Source organism: Pseudomonas sp. RW3S2, from assembly GCF_014268955.1.
GTDB lineage: Bacteria > Pseudomonadota > Gammaproteobacteria > Pseudomonadales > Pseudomonadaceae > Aquipseudomonas > Aquipseudomonas wayambapalatensis.
The window spans coordinates 490,790-512,363 of record NZ_JABWRM010000002.1 but is presented as its reverse complement, the minus strand read 5'-3'; the positions used below and the strand labels follow the sequence as shown (position 1 = coordinate 512,363).

Sequence of the window (21,574 nt, the reverse complement as noted above, 5' to 3'; positions counted from 1 at the left end):
TGCGGCGGCAATTGCGCCGCAGGCTTTCTGTTCAGACCCGGAACTGGTCCATAAGCCCCTGCTGCTGGTTGGCAAGGCTATTGAGCGACTGGCTCACCCGCGCCGATTCGTTGGCCTGACCTGACAGCGATTCGGTTACGTCGCGAATGGTGGCCACATTGCTATTGATCTCTTCGGCCACCGCGCTCTGTTCTTCGGCGGCCGAGGCGATCTGCAGGTTCATGTCGCTGATCACGGTGACCGCCTGGCCGATGCGCTGCAGAGCGGTAACCGCTTGGCCAACCTGCTGCACGCCGCCCTGGGCCTGGCGATGACTGCTGTCCATGGCGCCGACCACTTCGCGGGTGCCGGCCTGTAGCGACTCGATCACCTGGCGAGTCTCTTCCACCGACTCCTGGGTGCGCCGCGCGAGGTTGCGCACTTCGTCGGCGACCACCGCGAAGCCGCGCCCGGCTTCCCCGGCGCGCGCGGCCTCGATGGCCGCGTTGAGGGCCAACAGGTTGGTCTGCTCGGCGATGGAGCGAATCACCTCCAGCACCGAACCAATCTTCTCGCTGTTTTGCGCCAGCCCCTCGACCTGGGCCATGGCGCTGCTCATGTCGGCGGCCAGCGCATCGATGCTGTCAGTGGTCCGATCGATCACGGCCAGGCCTTCGCGGGTGGCCTGGTCGGCATCGCGCGCGGCTTGCGCTGCCTGGGCCGCACTGCGGGCGACGTCCTGGGCGGTGGCGCTCATTTCGTGAGAGGCGGTCGCGACCTGGTCGACCTGGCGGTACTGCTGCTCCATGCCCGCACTGGTTTCGCTGGCGATGGCAGCAGACTGGTCGGCCGTGCCGCGTGCTGCCTGCACCGAGCGTTTCACCTCGGCGATTGTGGGTTGCAGTTTGTCGAGGAAGCGGTTGAACCAGCCGGCCAGCTCACCCAGTTCGTCGCGCTTGTCGTAGTTCAGGCGACGGGTCAGGTCACCTTCGCCGCTGGCGATATCCTTGAGCATCGCGGCCACACCGAGGATCGGCCGGGTTACCCCGCGCGCCATCAGCCACACCGCCAGCAGGCCGGCGATCGCCGCAGCCAGGCCCAGGCCCAGCTCGAGCAGGGTGCCGCTGGTGTTGAGCACGTCGAGTTCGCGCTTGAGCGCGTCGGCAGGGCCGGTCAGGGCGCTTTCCGGTACGTCGAGCAGTACGCCCCAGGGCTTGCCGCCGGGAATCGGTGCGAACGCGGCCAGTACCTTCAGGCGTTGCTGGTCGTGAAGCACCTGCAGCTTGCCAGCGGTCAGCTTGCGCACCAGCTCGGCGCCCTGGCGGGTATCGACCTGGTCGAAGCGCTCGGCCAGCTTGCCGGCGTCCGGGCTGTAGCCGGCCAGCAGGCCCGCGGGGCTGAGGATGCCGACCTTGGTGCGACCTTCATACAGGCTGCGGCTGGCATCTTCGCTCAGGGCCTGCAAGCTGTTCAGGTTGGTGTCGATGGACAGGGTGCCGATAACCTTGCCATCCACCATCAGCGGGAAGACGATGCTGGTCATCAGCACTTGCTGGCCAGCGATTTCATAGAAGTAGGGCTCAATCACGCAGACCTTGCCGGTGCTGCGCGGGCAGGCCCACCAGGTATTGGCCGCCTCGCCGCTGGGGCCGATCTGGGTGTTGGCCATATCACGCTCGGGCAACGCCATGGCGGTCAACTGGCCTGCGCGCGGCTGCGACCAGTACAGGGCGAAGCGCCCGGTTTCGTTGCTGCCAAGCTCGGCGAGGTCGCTGAACAGCTTGTCCTTGCCATCCAGGGCGTTGGCTTCGAACACCAGCGAAAGGCCGAGCAGGTCGGGGTTGGCCTGCAGTGCGGCGCGCACCTGGGCGGTCATGTCCTGGCGCAGGTCGTGGGCGTCGATGAAGCGCTTTTCGGCCTGTTCGCGCAGGAACAGGACCTGACGGGCGAAGCCGGCACCGTACTGGTAGGCGTCCATGAACCGACGACGAATGCTCAGCGCCTGGACCTCGCCTTGAGATTCGATGCGGGCCTGGGCGGATTCGGTGAGCATCTGCGAGCTGCTGGCCTTGACCAGGTCCGAGCTGTGGTCCATGCGATACAACGAAAGGCCGACGAGCAATGTGACGATGCTGGCCAGGCACAATCCGGCGAGCAGGGTGATCTTCCATTGGATGGAAAGTTGACGCAACGGCATGGTGTACATCCCTTGTAATAGTAGAGCTGGGGCTAACGACTGTTTCGGCGGCGCATGGCTTTTCTTTATATGAACGTTCAATAAAGATAAAAGCGCTTCCACAACCGCCATTCCTCGGCAGTTTTGACATCCTCCCCCCAGTGCTTCAGAGTGTGCGCCCTCCATAACAACACCCCTGGTCCGGCCGCTGCCCAGCGCAGCTTGTCGCCGGAGCGCCCGCTTTTTGTCTGTCGTAATGAGGTATTGCACACCATGAATGCAGTGATCGCCGCGGTCGGTATCATGCTGGTACTGAGCCTGTCCCGCGTGCATGTGGTCATCGCCCTGATCGTTGGCGCCGTGACTGGTGGCCTGGTCGGTGGTCTGGGGATCGAAGGTACGCTCGCAGCCTTCAATGGCGGCCTGGGCGGCGGCGCGACGGTGGCGTTGTCGTACGCGTTGCTCGGTGCCTTCGCCGTGGCCATCGCCAAGTCCGGCCTGGCCCACGCCCTGGCTGACCGCGCGCTGGCGATGATCGACCGCCAGGGGCAGGTACAAAGCGGCAAGCTCAAGTGGTTGTTGATCGGCCTGATGCTGGTGGTTGCGGTGTCGTCGCAGAACGTTCTGCCGATTCACATCGCCTTCATCCCGCTGTTGGTGCCACCACTCTTGTACGTGCTGACGCGCCTGCGCATCGACCGGCGCCTGATCGCCTGCGTGATCACCTTCGGCCTGATTACCCCGTACATCTTCCTGCCCGTGGGTTTTGGCAACATCTTCCTCAACCAGATCCTGCTGGCCAACGTCAGCCGCGCGGGCGTGGACATCAGCGGCGTCAACGTCACCCACGCCATGGCCATCCCAGCGGCGGGCATGCTCGTTGGCCTGCTGGTGGCGGTGTTCATCAGCTATCGGCGCAAGCGTGACTATGACCTGGCTCGCATCGAAGAGGTCGAGCAGGTCAGCGTGCAGTACAACCCGCTGACTTTGCTGGTGGCCGGTGCAGCCATCGCTGCGGCATTCATCATCCAGTTGTGGCTGGATTCAATGATCATCGGTGCGATGGTCGGTTTCCTGATCTTCTCGCTGTCGGGCATCGTGCGCTGGCGCGAGACCGACGATCTGTTCACCGAGGGCATGAAGATGATGGCCATGATCGGCTTCATCATGATCGCTGCCTCGGGCTTTGCCGAAGTGATGAAGGCCACCGGCGAGGTGAAGAGCCTGGTCGAGACATCGGCGCAGTGGATCGACCACAGCAAGGGTATCGGTGCGCTGCTGATGCTGCTGGTGGGGCTGCTGGTGACCATGGGCATCGGCTCGTCCTTCTCCACCGTGCCGATTCTTGCCGCGATCTTCGTGCCGCTGTGTGTGCAGTTGGGCTTCGACCCGCTGGCCACGGTGTGCATCGTCGGCACAGCCGGTGCGTTGGGCGACGCTGGCTCGCCTGCCTCGGACTCGACCCTGGGGCCGACCTCGGGCCTGAACGTCGATGGCCAGCATCACCATATCTGGGACACGGTGGTACCGACCTTCATCCATTACAACCTGCCGCTGCTGGCGTTCGGTTGGGCGGCGGCGATGGTGCTGTAGGCGATAGCAGCTCGATTGTGGCGGGTCGGGTGCGGTGGCATCATGCTCAAAGCGTGAATTCACTACCCCGAGAATCCCAGCAATGAACACACCTCGTGCCGAATCGCCGCTGCCGGAAGACCTGCGGGTGTTCCTTACCGTGATCCGCAAGTCAGGCTTCGCAGCGGCCGCGGACGAGCTGGGCTTGTCGCCAGCCTATGTCAGCAAGCGCATCCGCTGGCTGGAGTCCGCACTGGGCACGCGCCTGCTGCACCGCAACGCCCGCAGCATTGCCCTCACCGACGCCGGGGAGCGTGCCCAGCGCTGGGCCATCCGCATTCTCGGTGACATGGACGACTTCGTTGGCGAAATGAAGCAGGTGCGCCAGGAACCACGCGGCGTGCTGCACCTGTGCAGCAGCTTCGGCTTCGGCCGCAACCATGTCGCACCTGCCGTGGCGCAGTTGTCGGCGGCGTATCCGGCCCTGGAGATTCGCCTGGATGTGTTCGACCGGGTGGTGGATATCGTCACCGAAGGCTTCGACCTTGAAATCCGTATCGGCGACGACCTGCCGGCGCAGCACATCGGGCGCAAGCTGGCGAGTAACCAGCGGGTGCTGTGCGCCACCCCCGAATACCTTGCCCAGCGGGGTACGCCGCTGACCCTCAAGGATCTAGACAATCACGACTGCCTGGTGCTCAAGGAACGCAACAATCCGTTCGGTGTGTGGCAGTTGCAGCATGCAGGGCGTGAAGAGAGGGTGCGGGTCAGCGGGCCGCTGTCGTCGAACAATGGCGAGATCGTGCTGCAGTGGGCCCTGGGCGGGCGGGGCATCCTGCTGCGTTCGTACTGGGACGTGCGGCCGTTGCTGGAGAGCGGTCGGCTGGTGCAGGTGCTGCACGACTACACCCAGAGCGCCAACGTCTGGGCGGTGTACCCGACGCGCTTGGCGGATTCGGCGAAACTGCGCGTGTGCGTGGAGTTTCTCGAGCGGCACTTCAGGGTGTTGCTGGGCTGAGAAAAGGTTCTTATCAGCCTGGCAACGTTCCGTGCATAGGTCGCTGATGATTAAGAGAGCGGCGAGCATTGCCGAAGAGTCGGCTCGGCTCGCACGCGCATTTGCTTACACCTTGAACGTGTTCTTCACCCCTTCATGTACAAGGCAACTGGGTCCGCCGGCGAGTCTCAGGTACACCTGCACTTTCTGTGAGGGGGAAAGGGTTGCAGTGCCATCTTGAAATACTGAATACGTGGCGATCATCTCACCAACGAAGATTTCGCTTAGCAGGTTCAACGGAACAAAAATGATGTCTGATTGTGTTGGGTTGGTGACCAACACCGAAAACTCGTACGACCCTACTTCCACTCCTTGCTCATCCTTCCCGATGATCGACACGTGCACTACAGCACCTGCTCGCATCCCAGCGACGACAGGCCTGATCAACCTCACGCCGATCCTGGCTGATTCACAGGTGACAATCCCATTGTATAAAGGCTCGAAGGTAGGCGGCTGGAGTTCGATGGGCAGCGCGGCGTTCGATGTCGTTTTCATGAAGTTGACTCCCAGGGGTTAATTGAGCGGTTCCAGCAACCGGAAGTTGTTGGCGTTGGCACACTCGAAACATAACCCATCGGATTTCACTGCGAACCTGACAAAAATATCAGGTATCTCATGCGTCGCCCGCTTGCCTGAATACCGCTGCGGCGCGCGGGATCGCGATACAAGGCCGTTCATGAAAGTTCAAGCCACCCACGGATGGGCCTGCAGATACCGTGCTTCGAAGGCGCGGATCTGCTCGGTGCGCTGCAGCGTGCTGCCAATGGCATCGAGCCCCAGCAGCAGCGCCTGCTTGCACAATTGGTCGATCTCGAAGGCAATGCAGCGACCGTCGTGCAGCACAATCTGCTGCTGCTCCAGATCGATGCTCAGTTCGGCGCTGTCGGGTGTGCTGACCCACTGGCCAATCTCCTTGACTTCAGCTTCGGCGAGCTGGATCAGCAGCACGCCGTTGCGCTGGCAGTTGTCGAAGAAGATCCCGGCAAAGCTGCTGCCGATCAGTGCGCGGATGCCCAGTTGCTTGAGGCCCCATACCGCATGTTCGCGGCTCGAGCCGCAGCCGAAGTTGGGGCCGACCACCAGAAAGCGCGCCTGCTGCCACGGTGCCTGGTTGAGCACGAACTCCGGGTTCGGCGCGCCGCTTGCGGCAAAACGCAGGTCGAAGAACACCCCGCGGTCCAGGCCATTGCGATCGATGCCCTTGAGAAACTGCTTGGGCATGATCACGTCGGTGTCGACGTTGGCGGCCAGGAACGGGGCGGCGATGCCGGTCTCGGTGAGGAAGGGTTGCATGGCTCAGGCCTCCAGGGAGAAAGTGCGGACATCGACCAGGTGGCCGCTGACGGCTGCGGCGGCGACCATCGCCGGGCTCATCAGGTGCGTGCGGGCGCCGGCGCCCTGGCGGCCCTCGAAGTTGCGGTTGGTGCTCGAGGCGCAGCGGTCGCCGGGGCTGAGCACGTCGTCATTCATCGCCAGGCACATGGAGCAGCCCGACTGGCGCCATTCGAAACCGGCATCGAGAAACAACTGCGCCAGGCCTTCACGTTCGGCCTGTTCGCGCACCTGGGTGGAGCCGGGCACGATCATTGCGCGTACGCCTGCCGCCACCTGGCGTCCGCGCACCACACGGGCGGCATCGCGCAGGTCTTCGATGCGGGCGTTGGTGCACGAACCGATGAAGGCATGGCTGATGGGGATCTGGTCGAGCTGCATGCCGGGTGTCAGGTCCATGTAGCGCAAGACGCGTTGCAGGTCCTGGCGGCGGATCAGGTCGGGCTCTTGCAGCGGGTCGGGTATCTGCTGGTCGATCGGGGCGGCCTGGTCGGGGCTGGTGCCCCAGGTGACCATCGGCGCCAGCTCGCCGACATCAAGGGCAACTTCCAGATCGAACTGCGCGCCCGGGTCACTGAACAGTGTGTCGCGCCAGGTCTGCACCGCCTGCTCCCAAAGCTCGCCCTTGGGCGCGCGGGGCTTGTCGGCAAGGTAGTCGTAGACTTTCTGGTCAGGCGCCATGAAGGCACCCCGGGCACCGGCTTCCACGGCCATGTTGCAGATGGTCATGCGCGCCTCGACGCTCAGGGCACTGATGGTCGGGCCGGTGAACTCGATGGCATAGCCGGTGGCACCGGAGGCACCGATGCGGCGGATCAGTTGCATGATGATGTCTTTGGAGACCAGGCCTGCGCCCAGCTCGCCGGTCACCGTGACACGCAGGGTCTTCAGGCGTTTGTAGACCAGGGTCTGGGTGGCCAGCAGGTGCTCGATCTCCGAGGTGCCGATGCCGAAACCGAAGGCGCCCAGCGCGCCGTAGGTGGTGGTGTGGCTGTCGCCAGCGGCGACCACCATGCCGGGCAGGATGAAACCTTGCTCGGGCGCTACCACGTGCTCGATGCCTTGGCGCTTGTCCAGCACATCGAACAGCTCGATGCCGAAGTCGCGGCAGTTCTGCTCGAAGTAGGAGACCTGCAGTGCGCCACCGGCATCAGGCATGGTGGCGATGCGCACAGGGGCGGTGGGGTTGACGTGGTCGACCACAGCCAGCGTACAGGCCGGGCGCCAGACCTGCCTCCCGGCTTCGCGGAGGCCGCTGAACGCCTGCGGGCTGGTGTATTCGTTGGCGACCTGGCGGTCGATGTACAGCAGCACATGGCCCTGGTCGTCCAGGGTGCAGACGGTGTGGGTATCGAGGTGCTTGTCGTAGAGGGTTCTGGGGCGATGCATGGCTGTCACTCGCGATCGAATGGTCATAGGCGTAGGCGTCACGGTAAGCGCCCGAGTCCAGCTTATTCCGTTCAGATCGTGGAACAACGTGGTCATCGTAATGCTGTGATGCACGAATCGTGCGGCATGTCGGGCGAGCGTCCTGGCTGGTATGCTCTGCAGCGAATCCACCTCAAGAGACCACCATGGCAAGGCCGCGAAAACAGGACAGCAGCGACAGCGACGTCAAGGCACAGATCATCGACGCCGCGTTGCGAGTGATCCAGCGCGACGGTTCGGTGTGCGCCACCTACCGGCGCATCGCCAGCGAGGCCAGGGTTTCGCCAGGGACCATGACCTACCACTTCAGCACGATTCAGGAGATCGTCGCGGCGGCCTTCGTCAAGATGACCAACCGCATCGCCGATCAGTACTTCACTCGCCTGGGCGACGCGCGTGATGCCGAGCATGCCCGCGAACTGCTGGCCGACCTGATCTGTGGCGAGCTGTGGAAAGCTTCCGGGCAGATGCTGCTGATCTTCGAACTCTATGCCTTCGTCTCGCGCCACCCCGACTACACCTACATCATGGATGACTGGATGGCTCGCTCGCGGGCGGCGTTGCAGGTGCATTTCGACGAGAAGACCGCGCGGGCACTGGATGCGCTGATCGAAGGCTTCACCATTCACAATGCGCTGAGCCGCACCGTGGTGAGCCGGGACGACATCCTGGCGTTGATCCGCGCCTTGTCATGAGCCTGACACGGGTGCGCGCGGCCAAGGCTGCAAAAAAAGCCCCGCGGACCAAGGTCGGCGGGGCAAAGGGTTGGGGGAGGACCAACCAAAGGAGAGGTTGAAACAGGTCGGGCGGGTTTACCTCACGCTGGCCACGGTCTCAGGCTGCCAGCCACCGCCCAACGCTTTGTAGATCGAGACGATGCCGCGATACAGCTCGACTTCGCCCTGGGCCTGGGCATCCTCGGCCGCAAGCTTTTCACGCTCGGCATCGAGCAACACCAGATAATCCACCGTGCCTTCGCGGTAGCGCACCGACGCGAGGTCAGCGGCCTTGCGGCTGGCATCGCTCTGGCGGATCAGCGACAGCAGCCGTTGCTGGCGCTTGCCGTAGTCGCTGAAGGCGTTGGACGATTCTTCCAGTGCCAGCAATACCTGTTGCTCGTAGGTTGCCAGCGCGCCTTCGGCGTCGGCCTTGGCGCCGCGCAGACGGGCACGCACGCTGCCCAGGTCGAAGGCTGCCCAGCTGATGCTCGGGCCCAGTGCCCAGGCATTGGCCGCGGAGGAACCGATCTGCGAGCCGCGTCCGGCGGTAAAGCCAAGGAAGCCGCTCAGGCTGACCCGTGGGAACAGGTCGGCCGTGGCCACACCCACATTGGCGGTCGCGGCGGCGAGCTGGCGCTCGGCGCTACGGATGTCCGGGCGGCGGCGCAGCAGCTCGCCTGGATCGCCGACGGGCAGGGCCTTGGCGATGGCCGGCAGTTGCTTGGGCGACAGGTCCACGCTCAGCGCGTCCGGGCGCTCACCCAGCAGGGTGGCGATACGGTTGCGCGCCCGCACCTGCTCGGCCTGCAGTTGCGGCACGGTGGCCTCGACCGCCGCCAGGCGGGCATCGGCACGCACCACATCCAGCTCGTTGCCGACCCCGGTGTCGCGCAGGGTCACGGTGATGCTGCGCGAGTCTTCCTGGGTCTTGAGGTTGGCCAGGGCGATCTTTTCGCGCAACTGGGCGCCACGCAGCTGGCCGTAGGCGTCCACCAGCTCGGCGATCAGGCTGACCTGCAACTGTTGCAGGTCGGCTTCGGCGGCGTCTTCCTGAGCCTTGCTGGCCTCGATCTGACGCTGGATACGGCCGAACAGGTCGACCTCCCAGGCCATGTCCAGGCCCAGGTCGTAGCGCTCGCTGTTGACGCGGCGCTCGGTCTGGCCTGGTATCTGGCCCTTGCCGATGTCGCTGCTGGCGCGGCTGGTGACCACCGGCAGGTCGTCGTTGGAGACGTCCTCGCGGATCGAGCGTGCGGCCTTGAGGCGGGCGAAGGCCACGCGCAGGTCACGGTTGCCCTGCAGCGATGCCTGCACCAGCTGGTTCAGGGTCGGGTCGTCGAACTGCTTCCACCAGCTGCTTTCGAAGCGGCTGCGGTCCAGGGCCTTGGCCGGTGTTTCAGTATCGAAACGCGCAGGCTGGGTATCTGGGGTCTTGTAGTCCGGGCCCACCGCGCAGGCCGCCAGGGCCAGCGCCAGAAGGCTAGGAGTCAGGGGTTTGAGCAGGTTCATGCATGATTCTCCAGCGCTTGCACACGCTCGGCCTTGCGGGCCTGGCGACGTTCGACGTGACGGCGGATCAGGTTGAAGAACACCGGCGTCAGGAACAGGCCGAACACGGTCACCCCGATCATCCCCGAGAACACCGCCACGCCCATGGCATGACGCATCTCGGCACCGGCACCGGAGGAGAACACCAGCGGCACCACACCCATGATGAAGGCGATCGAGGTCATCAGGATCGGACGCAGACGCAGGCGGCAGGCTTCCAGCACGGCGGCCAGTGGATCCAGGCCCTCGGCCTGCTTGTCCTTGGCGAACTCGACGATGAGGATCGCGTTCTTGCACGCCAGGCCCACCAGTACGATCAGGCCGATCTGGGTGAAGATGTTGTTGTCACCCCCGGAGATGATCACCCCGGTGATGGCCGACAGCAGGGTCATCGGTACGATCAGGATCACCGCCAGTGGCAGACTCCAGCTTTCGTACTGGGCAGCCAGCACCAGGAAGGCCAGCAGTACGCAGAGCGGGAACACGAACAGCGCGGTGTTGCCCGAGAGGATCTGCTGATAGGTCAGGTCGGTCCACTCGTAGGTCATGCCGTTGGGCAGCTCTTCCTTGAGCAGCTTCTCGATCGCCGCCTCGGCCTGGCCGGAGCTGTAGCCTGGGGCTGCGGCACCGTTGATTTCGGCAGTGATGAAGCCGTTGTAGTGCATCACGCGGTCGGGACCGGAGGTGTCGCTGACCTTGAGGAAGGTCGCCAGCGGGATCATCTCGCCCAGGTTGTTGCGCACCTTCAACTGGCCAATCTGCTCGGCGTCGAGACGGAACTGCTGTTCAGCCTGGACGTTGACCTGGTAGGTCCGGCCAAAGCGGTTGAAGTCGTTGGTGTACAGCGAGCCCAGGTAGACCTGCAGGGTGTCGAAGATGTCGGTGATCGCCACGCCATGGGTCTTGGCCTTTTCCCGGTCGATGGCGGCATCGACCTGTGGCACGTTGACCTGGTAGCTGGTGAACAACCCGGCGAGCTCAGGCACGCTGCGGCTCTTGGCGATGACGTTCTGGGTTTCCTTGTACAGCGCCTCGTAGCCCAGGTTGCCGCGGTCCTCGATCTGCAGGCGGAAACCGCCGATGGTGCCCAGCCCCTGTACCGGTGGCGGCGGGAAGATCGCGATGTAGGCGTCCTGGATATCGGCGAACTGCGCGTTCAGCGCTGCCGCGATGGCCTGTGCCGACTGGCTCGGGTCCTTGCGCTCGTCGAACGGCTTGAGCGGGGTGAACACGATGCCGCTGTTGGGGCTGTTGGTGAAGCCGTTGATCGACAGGCCCGGGAAGGCCACCGAGTCGGCAACGCCCGGTTGCTTGAGGGCGATTTCGCTCATGCGCTTGATCACTGCCTCCGTGCGGTCGAGGCTGGCGGCGTCAGGCAACTGGGCGAAGGCCACCAGGTACTGCTTGTCCTGCGCCGGAACGAAGCCGGTCGGTGTGGACGAGAAGCCCAGGTAGGTCAGGCCCATCAGGCCGGCGTAGACGAACAGGGCGATGCCGCTGGAACGGATGACCCGGCGCACGCCGCCGACGTAGCTGTGGCTGGCACGGTCGAAGAAGCGGTTGAACGGCTTGAACAGCCAGCTACCCAGCAGTTTTTCCAGGAACCGCGAGAAGCGGTCCTTGGGCGCATGGTGGTCCTTGAGCAGTACCGCAGCCAGGGCCGGCGACAGGGTCAGCGAGTTGAACGCCGAGATCACGGTCGAGATGGCGATGGTCAGGGCGAACTGCTTGTAGAACTGCCCGGTAAGGCCGGAAATGAACGCCGCCGGTACGAACACCGCGCACAGTACCAAGGCGGTGGCGATGATCGGGCCGGTCACCTCGCTCATGGCTTTTTGCGTGGCCTCCATCGGCTGCAGGCCCAGGCCGATGTTGCGCTCGACGTTCTCCACCACGACGATGGCATCGTCCACCACGATACCGATCGCCAGTACCAGCCCGAACAGCGACAGCGCGTTGAGCGAGAAGCCGAACAGGTGCATCACCGCGAAGGTGCCGATCAGCGAGACCGGTACGGCCATCAGCGGGATGATCGAGGCGCGCCAGGTCTGCAGGAACAGGATCACCACCAGCACGACCAGCACCAGGGCTTCGAACAGGGTGTGCACCACCGCTTCGATCGAGCCGCGCACGAACACGGTCGGGTCATAGACGATGCTGTAGTCCATTCCTTCCGGGAAGTCCTTCTTCAGCTCGGCCATCTTCGCCCGCACTTCGTCGGAGATCTCGATGGCGTTGGAGCCTGGGCGCTGGAAGATCGGGATCGCCACCGCCGGCTGGTTGTTCAGCAGCGAGCGCAGGGCGTACTGGCTGGAGCCCAGCTCTACCCGGGCGATGTCTTTCAGGCGGGTGATTTCGCCATCGGCACCGGCGCGGATGATGATGTTCTCGAACTCTTCCTCGCTGACCAGACGGCCCTGGGTGTTGATCGACAACTGGAAGCTGGTCGAGCCGGGGGCGGGCGGAGCGCCCAATTGGCCGGCGGCAACCTGGCGGTTCTGTTCGCGGATCGCCGCGACCACGTCACTGGCCGTCAGGTTGCGCGAGGCGGTCTTGTTCGGGTCCAGCCATACACGCAGGGAGTAGTCGCCCATGCCGAACAGCTGCACGTCACCGACACCGCCCAGGCGCGCCAGCTCGTCCTTGATGTTGAGGATGGCGTAGTTGGACAGGTAGAGCATGTCGTAGCGCTGGTCCGGCGAGGTCAGGTGCACGACCATGGTCAGGTCGGGCGATGCCTTGTCGACGGTAATACCGATGCGCGTCACTTCCTCGGGCAGCTTGGGCTGCGTCCGGGTCACGCGGTTCTGTACCTGCACCTGCGCGTTGTCCAGGTCGGTGCCCAGGGCGAAGGTGATGGTCAGGGTCAGCTTGCCATCGGCGGTGGACTGCGAGGACATGTACAGCATGTTCTCGACACCGGTAATGGCTTGTTCAAGCGGTGCGGCGACGGTTTCGCCGATCACCTTGGGGTTGGCGCCTGGGAAGTTGGCGCGCACGACCACGGTCGGTGGCACTACTTCCGGGTATTCGCTGATCGGCAACTGGAACAGCGAGATGCCACCGGCGATCAGCAGCACGAGCGACAGCACGGCGGCGAAGATCGGGCGGGTGATGAAGAATTTCGAGAAGTTCATCGATGTTGTCCCTTAACCGCGCGGTGCCTGGGCACTGGCGACTTTCACGTTCGAACCTGCCACCGCCGGTGCCGGATTGCTGGCTTCCAGCGCCTGGCGCTGACGGGCGAGGGTGGCGAGGGTTTCTTCACTGGCCATCGGGGTTTCCTCCGGGGTGACCGGCGAGCCTGGGCGCACACGCTGCAGGCCCTTGACCACGATGCGGTCGTCCTTGCTCAGGCCGCTGCGCACGATACGCAGGCCTTCGAGCTTCGGACCCAGTTCCACCGCGCGGTAGGCGGCCTTGTTGTCCTTGTCCATGACCAGCACGAACTTCTTGCCAAGGTCGGTGCCGACCGCTTCGTCATTGATCAGCACGGCGTCGTACTTGGCGCTGCCGACCAGCTTCAGGCGGGCGTAGAGGCCCGGGGTGAACTGGCCGTCGCTGTTGTCGAACACGGCGCGACCACGGATGGTGCCGGTGCGCGGGTTGACCTGGTTGTCGACGAAGTTCATCTGGCCCAGGTGCGGGTTGCCGGTCTCGTTGGTCAGGCCCAGGTACACCGGGGTGGCCTGGCCGCGCTGGCCCTGGCGGGCAAGCTGGGTGTACTTGAGGTACACGCGCTCGTCGGCGTCGAAGTAGGCGTAGACCTTGTCGGTGGAGACCACGCTGGTCAGCGGGGTGACGTCGGCGGTGACGATGTTGCCAGCGGTGAAGTCGGCACGGCTGACGCGGCCACTGATCGGCGAGGTGACCCGGGTGAAGCTCAGGTTCAGGCGGGCCAGGTCGAGCTGGGCCTGGATCGCATCCACCCCGGCGCGGGCCTCGGCGGCGGCGCTGCTGCGCGATTCGGCAAGCTCGGCGGAGATGGCGTTGCTGTCGCGCAGGCGCTCGCCACGGCGGGCTTCGTTGGCGCTGCGGATGGCGGTGGCCTTGGCCTGTTGCAATTGGGCTTCGAGACGACGGACTTCAGCCTGGAACGGGCGTGGGTCGATCTGGAACAGCAGGTCGCCTTTCTTGACCTGGGCGCCTTCGGTGAAGGCCACCAAGTCGATCTGGCCGGAGACGCGCGGGCGGACTTCCACGGTTTCCGGGGCTTCCAGGCGTCCGGTGAACTCATCCCATTCGTTGATCGGCTGCTCGATCACCTTGGCCACGCTCACCTTGGGGGCGGCGGGAGCCTGCATGGCGTCGGGGGTTTTACCGCAAGCGCTGATCACCGCCACTGCCAGGGCAGCGAGGGGATAGCGCAGGGCCTTGAATGAATATTCCATGGAGAACTCCGCCACTGTATTGATAGTGGGCGGATCATGAGTGTGTTGCGTTACAGGAACGAATCGAATGGCGCGAAGGTCATTATCACGCGGAATGATATGTCGAGCCTGTTTATCGATGGCGACACATGTGGCAGTGAGGGGCGCAGTGTTTCGACGTGCCCGCGCCCCCCTCACCACATGGCCGAAGTCAGTCCTCGAACCCTTCCAGCACGATCTTGCCCTTGGCCCGTCCACTTTCGATCAGCGCATGGGCGCGACGCAGGTTGGCGGCATTGATGGTGCCGAAATGCTCACCCAGCGTGGTCTTGAGCACACCATCGTCGATCAGTTTCGCCACCCGCTCCAGCAATTCGTGCTGCTTGATCATGTCGCTGGTCTGATAGAGCGAACGGGTGAACATCAGCTCCCAGTGCAGCGACAGCGATTTGCGCTTGAGCGGCACCACGTCGAGGCTGGCCGGATCGTCGATCAGCGCCAGCTTGCCCTGGGGGCGCAGCGCCGCGATCAGTTGCGCAAAGTGACTATCGGTGTGGGTCAGGCTGATCACCAGGTCGACCTCGGGGTAGCCAATGGCGTTCAGTTGCTCGACCAGCGGCTGGCTGTGGTCGATCACATGGTGCGCGCCCAGCTCGCTCACCCACTGACGGGTTTCGGGGCGCGAGGCGGTGCCGATCACGGTGAGGCCGGTGAGTTGGCGTGCCAGTTGAAGCAGGATCGAACCCACGCCACCGGCCGCGCCGATGATCAGCAGGCTCTGGCCGTGGCCACCGTTTTCAGGGACGCCCAGTCGGTCGAACAGCAATTCCCAGGCGGTGATCGACGTCAGTGGCAGTGCGGCAGCGCTGGCGTTGTCCAGGCTACGGGGCTTGTGGCCGACGATGCGTTCGTCGACCAGGTGCAATTGGCTGTTGCTGCCGGGGCGATCGATGGCGCCGGCGTAATAGACCTGGTCACCGGGCTGGAACAGGGTGACTTCGCTGCCGATTTCACGGACGGTCCCGACCGCATCCCAACCCAGTACCCGCGGGGCCGTCTTGCCGGCGCCGGCGCGGATCTTGGTGTCGACCGGGTTGACTGAAATGGCCTGGACCTCCACCAGCAGGTCGCGTGGGCCTGGGGTGGGGCGGGGCAGTTCGCTGTCGAACAGGGCCTGGTCGCTGTCGATGGGCAGACCGTGTTCGGTGAAGACGATGGCTTTCATGGGGGGTTCCTTGGGTATCGATGAGCGATGGGCATACCTTAGCTAACGTGGTTTGGCTGAAAAACATCGTTATGGAAGTTAGACTTTCAGGGTTTTTTTGAAAGTGTGCTGTGGCAGGGCGAGCCCTGTCGCGGGCTGTCCCGCGAGAGGGCTGTTCTGCTGGCCGGTCAGGCCCCGCGTGGTGGGAAGTCCACTTCGGTCCGGGCCACGTTGTTCAGGTAGTTGGTCAGGGTCAGCAGCGTCACCTGGGCGATCACGTCGACGATCCGCGCATTGTCCAGGCCACCGGCGCGCACTTCGGCCAGCACACCGTCGGGCACCTGGCCGCGGTTCAGCGTTACCGCGCGGGCAAGCACGGCCACCGGATTCAGGGTGCCGGCGCGTGCGGCCTGCATATCGGCCTCGCTCAGCCCGGACTTGCCGCCGAAGAAGCTGTGTGCGGCCACGCAGTACTCACAACCATTGACCTGGGAAGCAGCCAGTGCCACGACCTCGCGTTCGGCCGGGGTCAGGCTGTTCTTGCCCATGGCCTGGGCCAAGGCCATGTAGCCGTTGAGTGCGGCTGGGGAGTGGGCCATGGTGGCGAAGGCGTTGGGCAGGAAGCCCAGGCCTTTTTCCACGCCTTGCAGGGCAGGGCGGGCGGCTTCAGGGGCTTGTTCGAGGGTCAGGGCGGCGATGCGAGTCATGGTGAATCTCCTATCTGAGTGGGGAGCTTGTTGTTCAAGCTTGGGTACAGATTACCCAGCAGGAATTGCTATTCGGGTTCAGATCGTCCAGCTTATGCGACTGATCGTCTAAAGCTGGACCTGCCATGGACCGCCTCGCCACGTTGCTCAACCATTTCGACTTCCACGCCTCGACATTCCACCAGGGCGGCTTCTGCGGCATCTCGCGCTTCGAAGGCGAGCAGCGCAGTGGTCATGTGCATCTGCTGCGCGCAGGTCGCTTGCGTTTCAGGGGGCCGGCCGGCCAGGAGCAGGTGCTGGAAGAGCCCAGCCTGATTTTGCTGGTACGCCCTCAGTCCCACCAACTGCTGGCCAGCGAGGCGGACAATGCCGAGCTGGTCTGCGCCACGTTGGATTTCACCGGCGGCCCGGACAATCCGCTGACCCGTGCACTGCCGGACGCGCTGGTAAGCCCGCTGAGCGCCCTGACCGGGCTTCAGGCCAGCAGCGACTGGCTGTTCACTGAAGCCTTCGGCGACGACTGCGGTCGCGAACTGGTGCTCAACCGGTTGTTCGAGCTGATGGTGATCCAGCTGTTGCGGCAGTTGCTCGGGGAGGGCCAGATGGCTTCGGGCATGTTGGCGGGGCTGGCCGACAAGCGCTTGTCGCGGGCGCTGGTGGCGATGCATGACGCCCCTGCGCACAGCTGGACTGTGGAGGCGCTGGCATCCTTGGCGGGGATGTCGCGGGCGAGCTTTGCCGCGCACTTTCGGACGGTGGTGGGCAGCACGCCGGGGGACTACCTGGCGGATTGGCGTATCGGCCTTGCGCAGAAGCGTATCCGCGAGGGCAGGCCGCTGGCTCTGGTGGCGGATGAGGTGGGGTATCAGAGCCCTTCGGCGCTGGCCAGAGTGTTCAGGCGCAAGACTGGGGTGAGCCCTTCACAGTGGCGGGGATAAGGTTGAGATCACGGCTGTTCTTTTCGCGGGCAAGGTTGCTCCGGCAAAGGCAATCCAATGCCCGCGAAAAGAACACCACCGTCATCAATGGTCCGCGACAACCTCATCCTGCGACAGCAGCGCCTTGGCCAGCTCTTCATCACTGACCTGCAACCCAGGATGGCTCTTGCGCACCTGCTCCAGCGCCGACTCCACATAGGCTCCGCGAATCGCGCCGCCACTGGCCACGAACGCAGACAGTTCGTCGCGTGCCGGGATGATCCGTTTGTCATCCTTGAACGTGGAGTAGAGCGAAGCAGAAACACCTGCCGAGGTGGCCACGTCGCCCGCGTCGACGCGGGCCAGGGCGGACCCTGCGGGGATGCACAGCAGCAGTGCCGGAACAAGCAGTGAATAACGCATGATCAGTCCTCCAGAAGCATTACAGCCCAAGGGATCTCGTGCATGCAATTAAGAGATGAGGCCATTGGCCAGAGTTCCCCCTGCAAGTAATTGCCAGACGAGCGACCGCATATCGGCTGCCCGGCTTCATCAACAATTGCGGCTTACACTATCAGCATTCTTGATACTGTCAGTGCACCTGCTGTTTTGCTGAAGTTGTGACCGTAGACTCATTCGTAACCGGCCACCCGAGCCGGCTCACAACTACAAGAAGCAAGTGGAGACACGAATGAGTAGCCAAGTTTCGTTCGAAGACCTCCCACTCAGCCGTTTTCATCTCAAGACGGTGTTCAGTGGTACGGGCGGTCAATTCAGTGACGGATTCGTGCTAGGGATTATCGGCATCGCGGTCAGCATGGCGGCGGGGCCGTTGCAATTGAATGCGCTATGGATGGGTTTGCTCGGCGCGGCGTCACTGGCCGGTCTGTTTCTCGGCAGTTTGTTTGCAGGGCCCTTGGCCGATAAGTTCGGCAGGCGCCGTATTTTTGCCTGGGACATGTTGCTGTTCGCGGTTATTTCAGCTTCGCAGTTCTTCGTTACTTCCCCCGAGCAACTTCTGGCACTGCGCCTGCTGCTCGGACTGGTGCTGGGGTTCGACTATGTGGTGAGCAAGTCGCTGGTCACCGAGTTCGCCCCACGCCGTTATCGCGGGCGTTTGTTGAGTGTCCTGGCCGCCGCCTGGGCCGCAGGTTATGTCGCCGCATACCTGGTGGGCTTCGCCATTCGTGATATCGGCCCGGACGCCTGGCGCCTGATGCTGGCCTTGAGCGGCGTGCCGGCCTTGTTGATCCTGCCGTTGCGCCTGGGTGTGCCGGAGTCGCCGATCTGGCTGATGGCGCGCGGTCGCAGTGCCGAGGCGCTGACCATCGTCCAGGCCAAGTTCGGTGCGCACGTGACCTTGCCTGCCGCACCACCGGCAGCGGCGCAGCAACGCGGCAGCTTCAGCGAGCTGTTCAGCCGCCGCTGGCGCAAGAACACCCTGGTCGGCTGCGTGTTCTACACCTGCCAGGTGATTCCGTTCTTCGCCTTGGGCACCTTCGCGCCGCGTGTGCTCGAAGCACTGAACGTGCAGGACAAGTTCGTCGGCGGCCTGGTCTACAACGTGCTGTTGATGTTTGGCGCATTGTTCGGCCTGCTGATCATCGACCGCATTTCGCGCCGCAGCTTCTTGATCGGCACCTTCTATCTGAGCGCCGTGGGCCTGGCCGTGCTGGCCTGGGCCAGCTTCGGGGCGCTGGGCACCATCATCGCGTTTGGCTTCTTTGCTTGCGTGCTTGCGGCAGCGGTCAACCTGGAGTTCGTCTACCCGCCGGAGCTGTTCCCCACCCACCTGCGTGCTTCGGGCATCGGCCTGGCCGTGGCCGCCAGCCGCTTCGGCTCGGCGTTCGCCACCTTCCTGTTGCCGATCGCCGTGCAGCATCTGGGGGTGCACACGGCGCTGGGCGTGTGCGTCGGGGTGCTGCTGTTTGGTGGTGTGTTCTGCCACCTGTTCGCCCCGGAAACCAGCCAGGAGCGCCTGGCAGCGGTGACGCCGGACGATGGTGCCGGCAAGCCGGAAGAACGGCCGTTGAACGCCCATTGATCATCAACACGGGAGCTTGAGCATGCCTGGCAACAGACTCATCGACATGTACGCGGTCCAGGTGTTCATCGCTGTGGCCGAGGAGGGCAGCATGTCCGGTGCGGCCAGTCGCATGGGCATCTCCCAATCCGGGGTGTCGCAGTTGGTACGCCAGCTGGAGGACGATCTTGGCGTGGTGCTGGTGGACCGCACCACGCGGCCGCTGACCCTGACTGCGTTCGGCCTGGCCCTGCGCAACCGGGGCGCGCTGCTCAGCGAGGAGTTGTCCAATCTCAAGGCGCAGGTGCTCGATGCCGGGCGCGGGGTCAAACCCGACCTGCGCATTGGCCTGGTCGATTCCTTCGCCGCTACCTGTGGTTCGATGTTCACCCGCCAGATGCTTGGCCAGGTCACGCAGTTGTCGGTGCGTACCGGCCTCAGCCCGCAGCAGGGCGAGTCGTTGCTGCGCCGCGACCTGGACCTGATCGTCACCAGCGATCCGCTGATGGATGCCAACGACGTGATCCGCTATCGCTTGTTCACCGAGCGCTATTTCGTGATTACGCCCAAGGCGCTGGGGCGAGAGCTGCACAGCCTCGACGATGTGCGGGCGCTGGCCAATGTGTTGCCGGTGGTGCGTTTCAATCGCCTGTCGCAGGTCGGCCTGCAGATCGAGCGGCACCTGCGCGGCCTCAATGTGCGGGTGCCCAACCGCCTGGAGCTGGACAACGCCGACGCCCTGACCGCGATGGTCGCCGAAGGCATCGGCTGGGCGGTGACCAGCCCGATGTGCTTTCTGCAGGCCATGCCCTGGGTCGACAACGTCACCGCGCACCTGACGCCTGAGCTGAGCCTGGAGCGCTCGCTCTATCTGGTGGCGCGGCGCAACGAATACGGCGCCTTCTTCGCAGATGCCTGCGAGTCGGCGCGTGCTGTCATCCTCGATGCCTTCCTGCCGCGGCTTGCGGCGCTGGGCAAGGGCGTCGAGGCATTAGTCAAATTCGAAGAGGGAAATACCCGTGAGTACTTTTGATCGCCTCGATGCACGCGTCGAGCAGGACTATGTGGGCGAAGTGCGAATTGGCGCCGACAAACTCTATGGCGTGAACTCGCTGCGCGGCTTCGACAACCTGAGCGTGTCGCCGCTGAGCATCGCCCATTACCCGGCCTTTCGTGATGCCTTTGCCCAGTGCAAGTGGGCCGCAGCGCTGGCCAACCATGAATGCGGCGTGATCGCCCAGGCCCAGGCCGACGCCATTGCCCAAGCTTGCCAGGCGGTGATGGCCGGTGCATGCGACGACTCGCTGATCGTCGATCTGCTGGAGGGCTCAGGCGGCACCTCGACCAACATGAACTTCAACGAAGTCATCGCCAACCGTGCCCAGCAGTTCCTCGGCCATGCGCCGGGCAGCTATGAGGTGGTGCACCCCAACGACCACGTCAACATCTCCCAGTCCACCAACGACGTGTACCCGGCGGCGTTGAAGATCGCCACCCACGCCATGCTTGCCGGGCTGATCGAGCAGGTGCGCCTGCTGGCCCAGGTGTTCGATGCCAAGGCGCTGCAGTTCGCCGATATCCTGCACTTGGGCCGCACCTGCCTGCAGGACGCCCAGCCCATGCGTCTGGGGCAGTTGTTCGGGGGGTACGCCGCGCTGACTCACCGCCTGGCCGACGAACTGGTTGCCGTGCGTGAAAAGCTGCACACACTGCCTTTGGGCGGCACCGCCATCGGCACCGGTTTCGGCGCGCCGAAGGCTTACCGCGCGGCGGTCTACCGGCATCTGGTGAAGATCACCGGTGTCGCCTACCAGGCGCCAGCCAACCCCTTCGATGCGATGCAGAACATGGATGTGTTCGGCCGCGTATCTGGTGAGCTGCGTACCTGCGCCACCTCGCTGGCGAAAATCGCCGCCGACCTGACCAAGCTATCGTCGGGGCCGGTGGGCGGCATGGGCGAACTCAAGCTGCCCGAAGCCCAGGCCGGCTCCTCGATCATGCCCGGCAAGGTCAATCCGGTGCTGCCGATGGCGATGATCCAGCTGAGCTTCGCGATCATCGGCAACGATGTGGCAGTGGCTCAGGCAGTGCAGTACGGCGAGCTCGAGATCAACCATTTCGAGCCGGTGGTGGCCTCGCGAGTGTTCGACAGCATCACCTTGCTCACTCAGGGCATCCAGCGTTTTCGTGAAAAGTGCGTGGCCGGCATCCAGGCTGACCAAGCCCGCAACCTGGCGCATTTGACCGATTCGATGGCGGTGGCGACGGCCCTGGTGCCGCGCCTGGGTTATGCCCAGGTCAGCAAACTGGCGCGTCAGTCGGTGCGTGAAGGGCGCTCGCTGCTGGCGATCCTGGCCGAGTCCGGTGTGATGACCGAGGCGCAGGCCATGGCAGCGATCGAGCAGGCGTCGTATCCGGTGTTCGAGCAGCGTTGATTGATGAATCCGCACCTGCAGACAGGTCACCACCTGCTGCAGGCGCGGCGGTTCGGCGCCTCGACTGCCCGCGAAGGCGCCGGAACGCCCGATACAGCGCGCGAAGG

At 64.1% G+C, this 21,574-nt stretch carries 17 protein-coding genes; 7 read left to right on the top strand and 10 right to left on the bottom strand.

Features of this window, described 5'->3' with window-relative positions; all coding sequences use genetic code 11:
* Positions 1 to 31 precede the first annotated feature (31 nt).
* Positions 32 to 2,176, bottom strand: a complete 2,145-nt coding sequence (locus HU748_RS05085) for a methyl-accepting chemotaxis protein (RefSeq protein ID WP_186719497.1) — start codon at positions 2,174 to 2,176, stop codon at positions 32 to 34.
* Positions 2,177 to 2,428: 252 nt separating this feature from the next.
* On the opposite strand from HU748_RS05085, the gene HU748_RS05080 reads away from it, so the two are divergent.
* Together HU748_RS05080 and HU748_RS05075 are read left to right on the top strand one after the other, a co-directional pair.
* Positions 2,429 to 3,748 (top strand): Na+/H+ antiporter NhaC family protein, encoded by a 1,320-nt coding sequence (locus tag HU748_RS05080; RefSeq protein WP_186719496.1) that lies wholly within the window; start codon positions 2,429 to 2,431, stop codon positions 3,746 to 3,748.
* Between the two features lie 82 nt (positions 3,749 to 3,830).
* Positions 3,831 to 4,745: a LysR substrate-binding domain-containing protein gene (locus tag HU748_RS05075; RefSeq protein WP_186719493.1), complete on the top strand. Its 915-nt coding sequence runs from the start codon at positions 3,831 to 3,833 to the stop codon at positions 4,743 to 4,745.
* 105 nt (positions 4,746 to 4,850) lie between these two features.
* On the opposite strand, the gene HU748_RS05070 is transcribed toward HU748_RS05075, so the two are convergent.
* The 3 genes from HU748_RS05070 to leuC form a co-directional block, all read right to left on the bottom strand.
* Positions 4,851 to 5,279 (bottom strand): hypothetical protein, encoded by a 429-nt coding sequence (locus HU748_RS05070; protein WP_186664442.1) that lies wholly within the window; start codon positions 5,277 to 5,279, stop codon positions 4,851 to 4,853.
* Positions 5,280 to 5,468: 189 nt separating this feature from the next.
* Entirely contained in the window at positions 5,469 to 6,077 is a 609-nt protein-coding gene (gene leuD / locus HU748_RS05065; protein ID WP_186719488.1) for a 3-isopropylmalate dehydratase small subunit, read from the bottom strand.
* Positions 6,078 to 6,080: 3 nt separating this feature from the next.
* Complete coding sequence (gene leuC / locus HU748_RS05060; RefSeq protein WP_186719486.1) at positions 6,081 to 7,505, bottom strand: 3-isopropylmalate dehydratase large subunit; 1,425 nt, start codon at positions 7,503 to 7,505, stop codon at positions 6,081 to 6,083.
* 185 nt (positions 7,506 to 7,690) lie between these two features.
* Between leuC and HU748_RS05055 the strand changes: the two genes are divergently transcribed.
* On the top strand, positions 7,691 to 8,239 hold the full coding sequence (locus HU748_RS05055; RefSeq protein WP_186719485.1) for a TetR family transcriptional regulator: 549 nt from the start codon (positions 7,691 to 7,693) through the stop codon (positions 8,237 to 8,239).
* A 117-nt stretch (positions 8,240 to 8,356) separates the two neighbouring features.
* On the opposite strand, the gene HU748_RS05050 is transcribed toward HU748_RS05055, so the two are convergent.
* The 5 genes from HU748_RS05050 to HU748_RS05030 form a co-directional block, all read right to left on the bottom strand.
* On the bottom strand, positions 8,357 to 9,772 hold the full coding sequence (locus HU748_RS05050) for a TolC family protein (RefSeq protein ID WP_186719484.1): 1,416 nt from the start codon (positions 9,770 to 9,772) through the stop codon (positions 8,357 to 8,359).
* Positions 9,769 to 12,948, bottom strand: a complete 3,180-nt coding sequence (locus HU748_RS05045) for an efflux RND transporter permease subunit (protein ID WP_186664451.1) — start codon at positions 12,946 to 12,948, stop codon at positions 9,769 to 9,771. The genes HU748_RS05050 and HU748_RS05045 overlap by 4 nt, the downstream gene beginning before the upstream one ends.
* 12 nt (positions 12,949 to 12,960) lie before the next feature.
* The gene (gene mexE, locus HU748_RS05040; RefSeq protein ID WP_186664453.1) at positions 12,961 to 14,202 is read right to left on the bottom strand and encodes a multidrug efflux RND transporter periplasmic adaptor subunit MexE; all 1,242 of its coding nucleotides are present in this window, start codon (positions 14,200 to 14,202) and stop codon (positions 12,961 to 12,963) included.
* A 190-nt stretch (positions 14,203 to 14,392) separates the two neighbouring features.
* On the bottom strand, positions 14,393 to 15,406 hold the full coding sequence (locus HU748_RS05035) for a zinc-binding alcohol dehydrogenase family protein (protein WP_186664455.1): 1,014 nt from the start codon (positions 15,404 to 15,406) through the stop codon (positions 14,393 to 14,395).
* 167 nt (positions 15,407 to 15,573) lie between these two features.
* Positions 15,574 to 16,092, bottom strand: a complete 519-nt coding sequence (locus HU748_RS05030; protein WP_186664457.1) for a carboxymuconolactone decarboxylase family protein — start codon at positions 16,090 to 16,092, stop codon at positions 15,574 to 15,576.
* A gap of 125 nt (positions 16,093 to 16,217) precedes the next feature.
* On the opposite strand from HU748_RS05030, the gene HU748_RS05025 reads away from it, so the two are divergent.
* Complete coding sequence (locus tag HU748_RS05025; protein WP_186719483.1) at positions 16,218 to 17,030, top strand: AraC family transcriptional regulator; 813 nt, start codon at positions 16,218 to 16,220, stop codon at positions 17,028 to 17,030.
* 84 nt (positions 17,031 to 17,114) lie between these two features.
* Here HU748_RS05025 and HU748_RS05020 read toward each other — a convergent pair whose 3' ends face one another.
* The gene (locus tag HU748_RS05020; protein ID WP_186664460.1) at positions 17,115 to 17,432 is read right to left on the bottom strand and encodes a DUF2388 domain-containing protein; all 318 of its coding nucleotides are present in this window, start codon (positions 17,430 to 17,432) and stop codon (positions 17,115 to 17,117) included.
* Positions 17,433 to 17,700: 268 nt separating this feature from the next.
* Here HU748_RS05020 and HU748_RS05015 point away from each other — a divergent pair, with 268 nt between their 5' ends.
* The 3 genes from HU748_RS05015 to HU748_RS05005 are packed head-to-tail and all read left to right on the top strand — an operon-like array spanning position 17,701 to position 21,467.
* A complete protein-coding gene (locus HU748_RS05015) occupies positions 17,701 to 19,053 on the top strand; it encodes an MFS transporter (RefSeq protein WP_186719482.1) in 1,353 nt (450 codons plus the stop codon).
* Positions 19,054 to 19,075: 22 nt separating this feature from the next.
* The gene (locus HU748_RS05010) at positions 19,076 to 20,065 is read left to right on the top strand and encodes a LysR family transcriptional regulator (protein ID WP_186719481.1); all 990 of its coding nucleotides are present in this window, start codon (positions 19,076 to 19,078) and stop codon (positions 20,063 to 20,065) included.
* The gene (locus HU748_RS05005) at positions 20,052 to 21,467 is read left to right on the top strand and encodes an aspartate ammonia-lyase (RefSeq protein ID WP_186719480.1); all 1,416 of its coding nucleotides are present in this window, start codon (positions 20,052 to 20,054) and stop codon (positions 21,465 to 21,467) included. Before HU748_RS05010 ends, HU748_RS05005 begins: the two co-directional genes overlap by 14 nt.
* Positions 21,468 to 21,574: the final 107 nt, after the last annotated feature.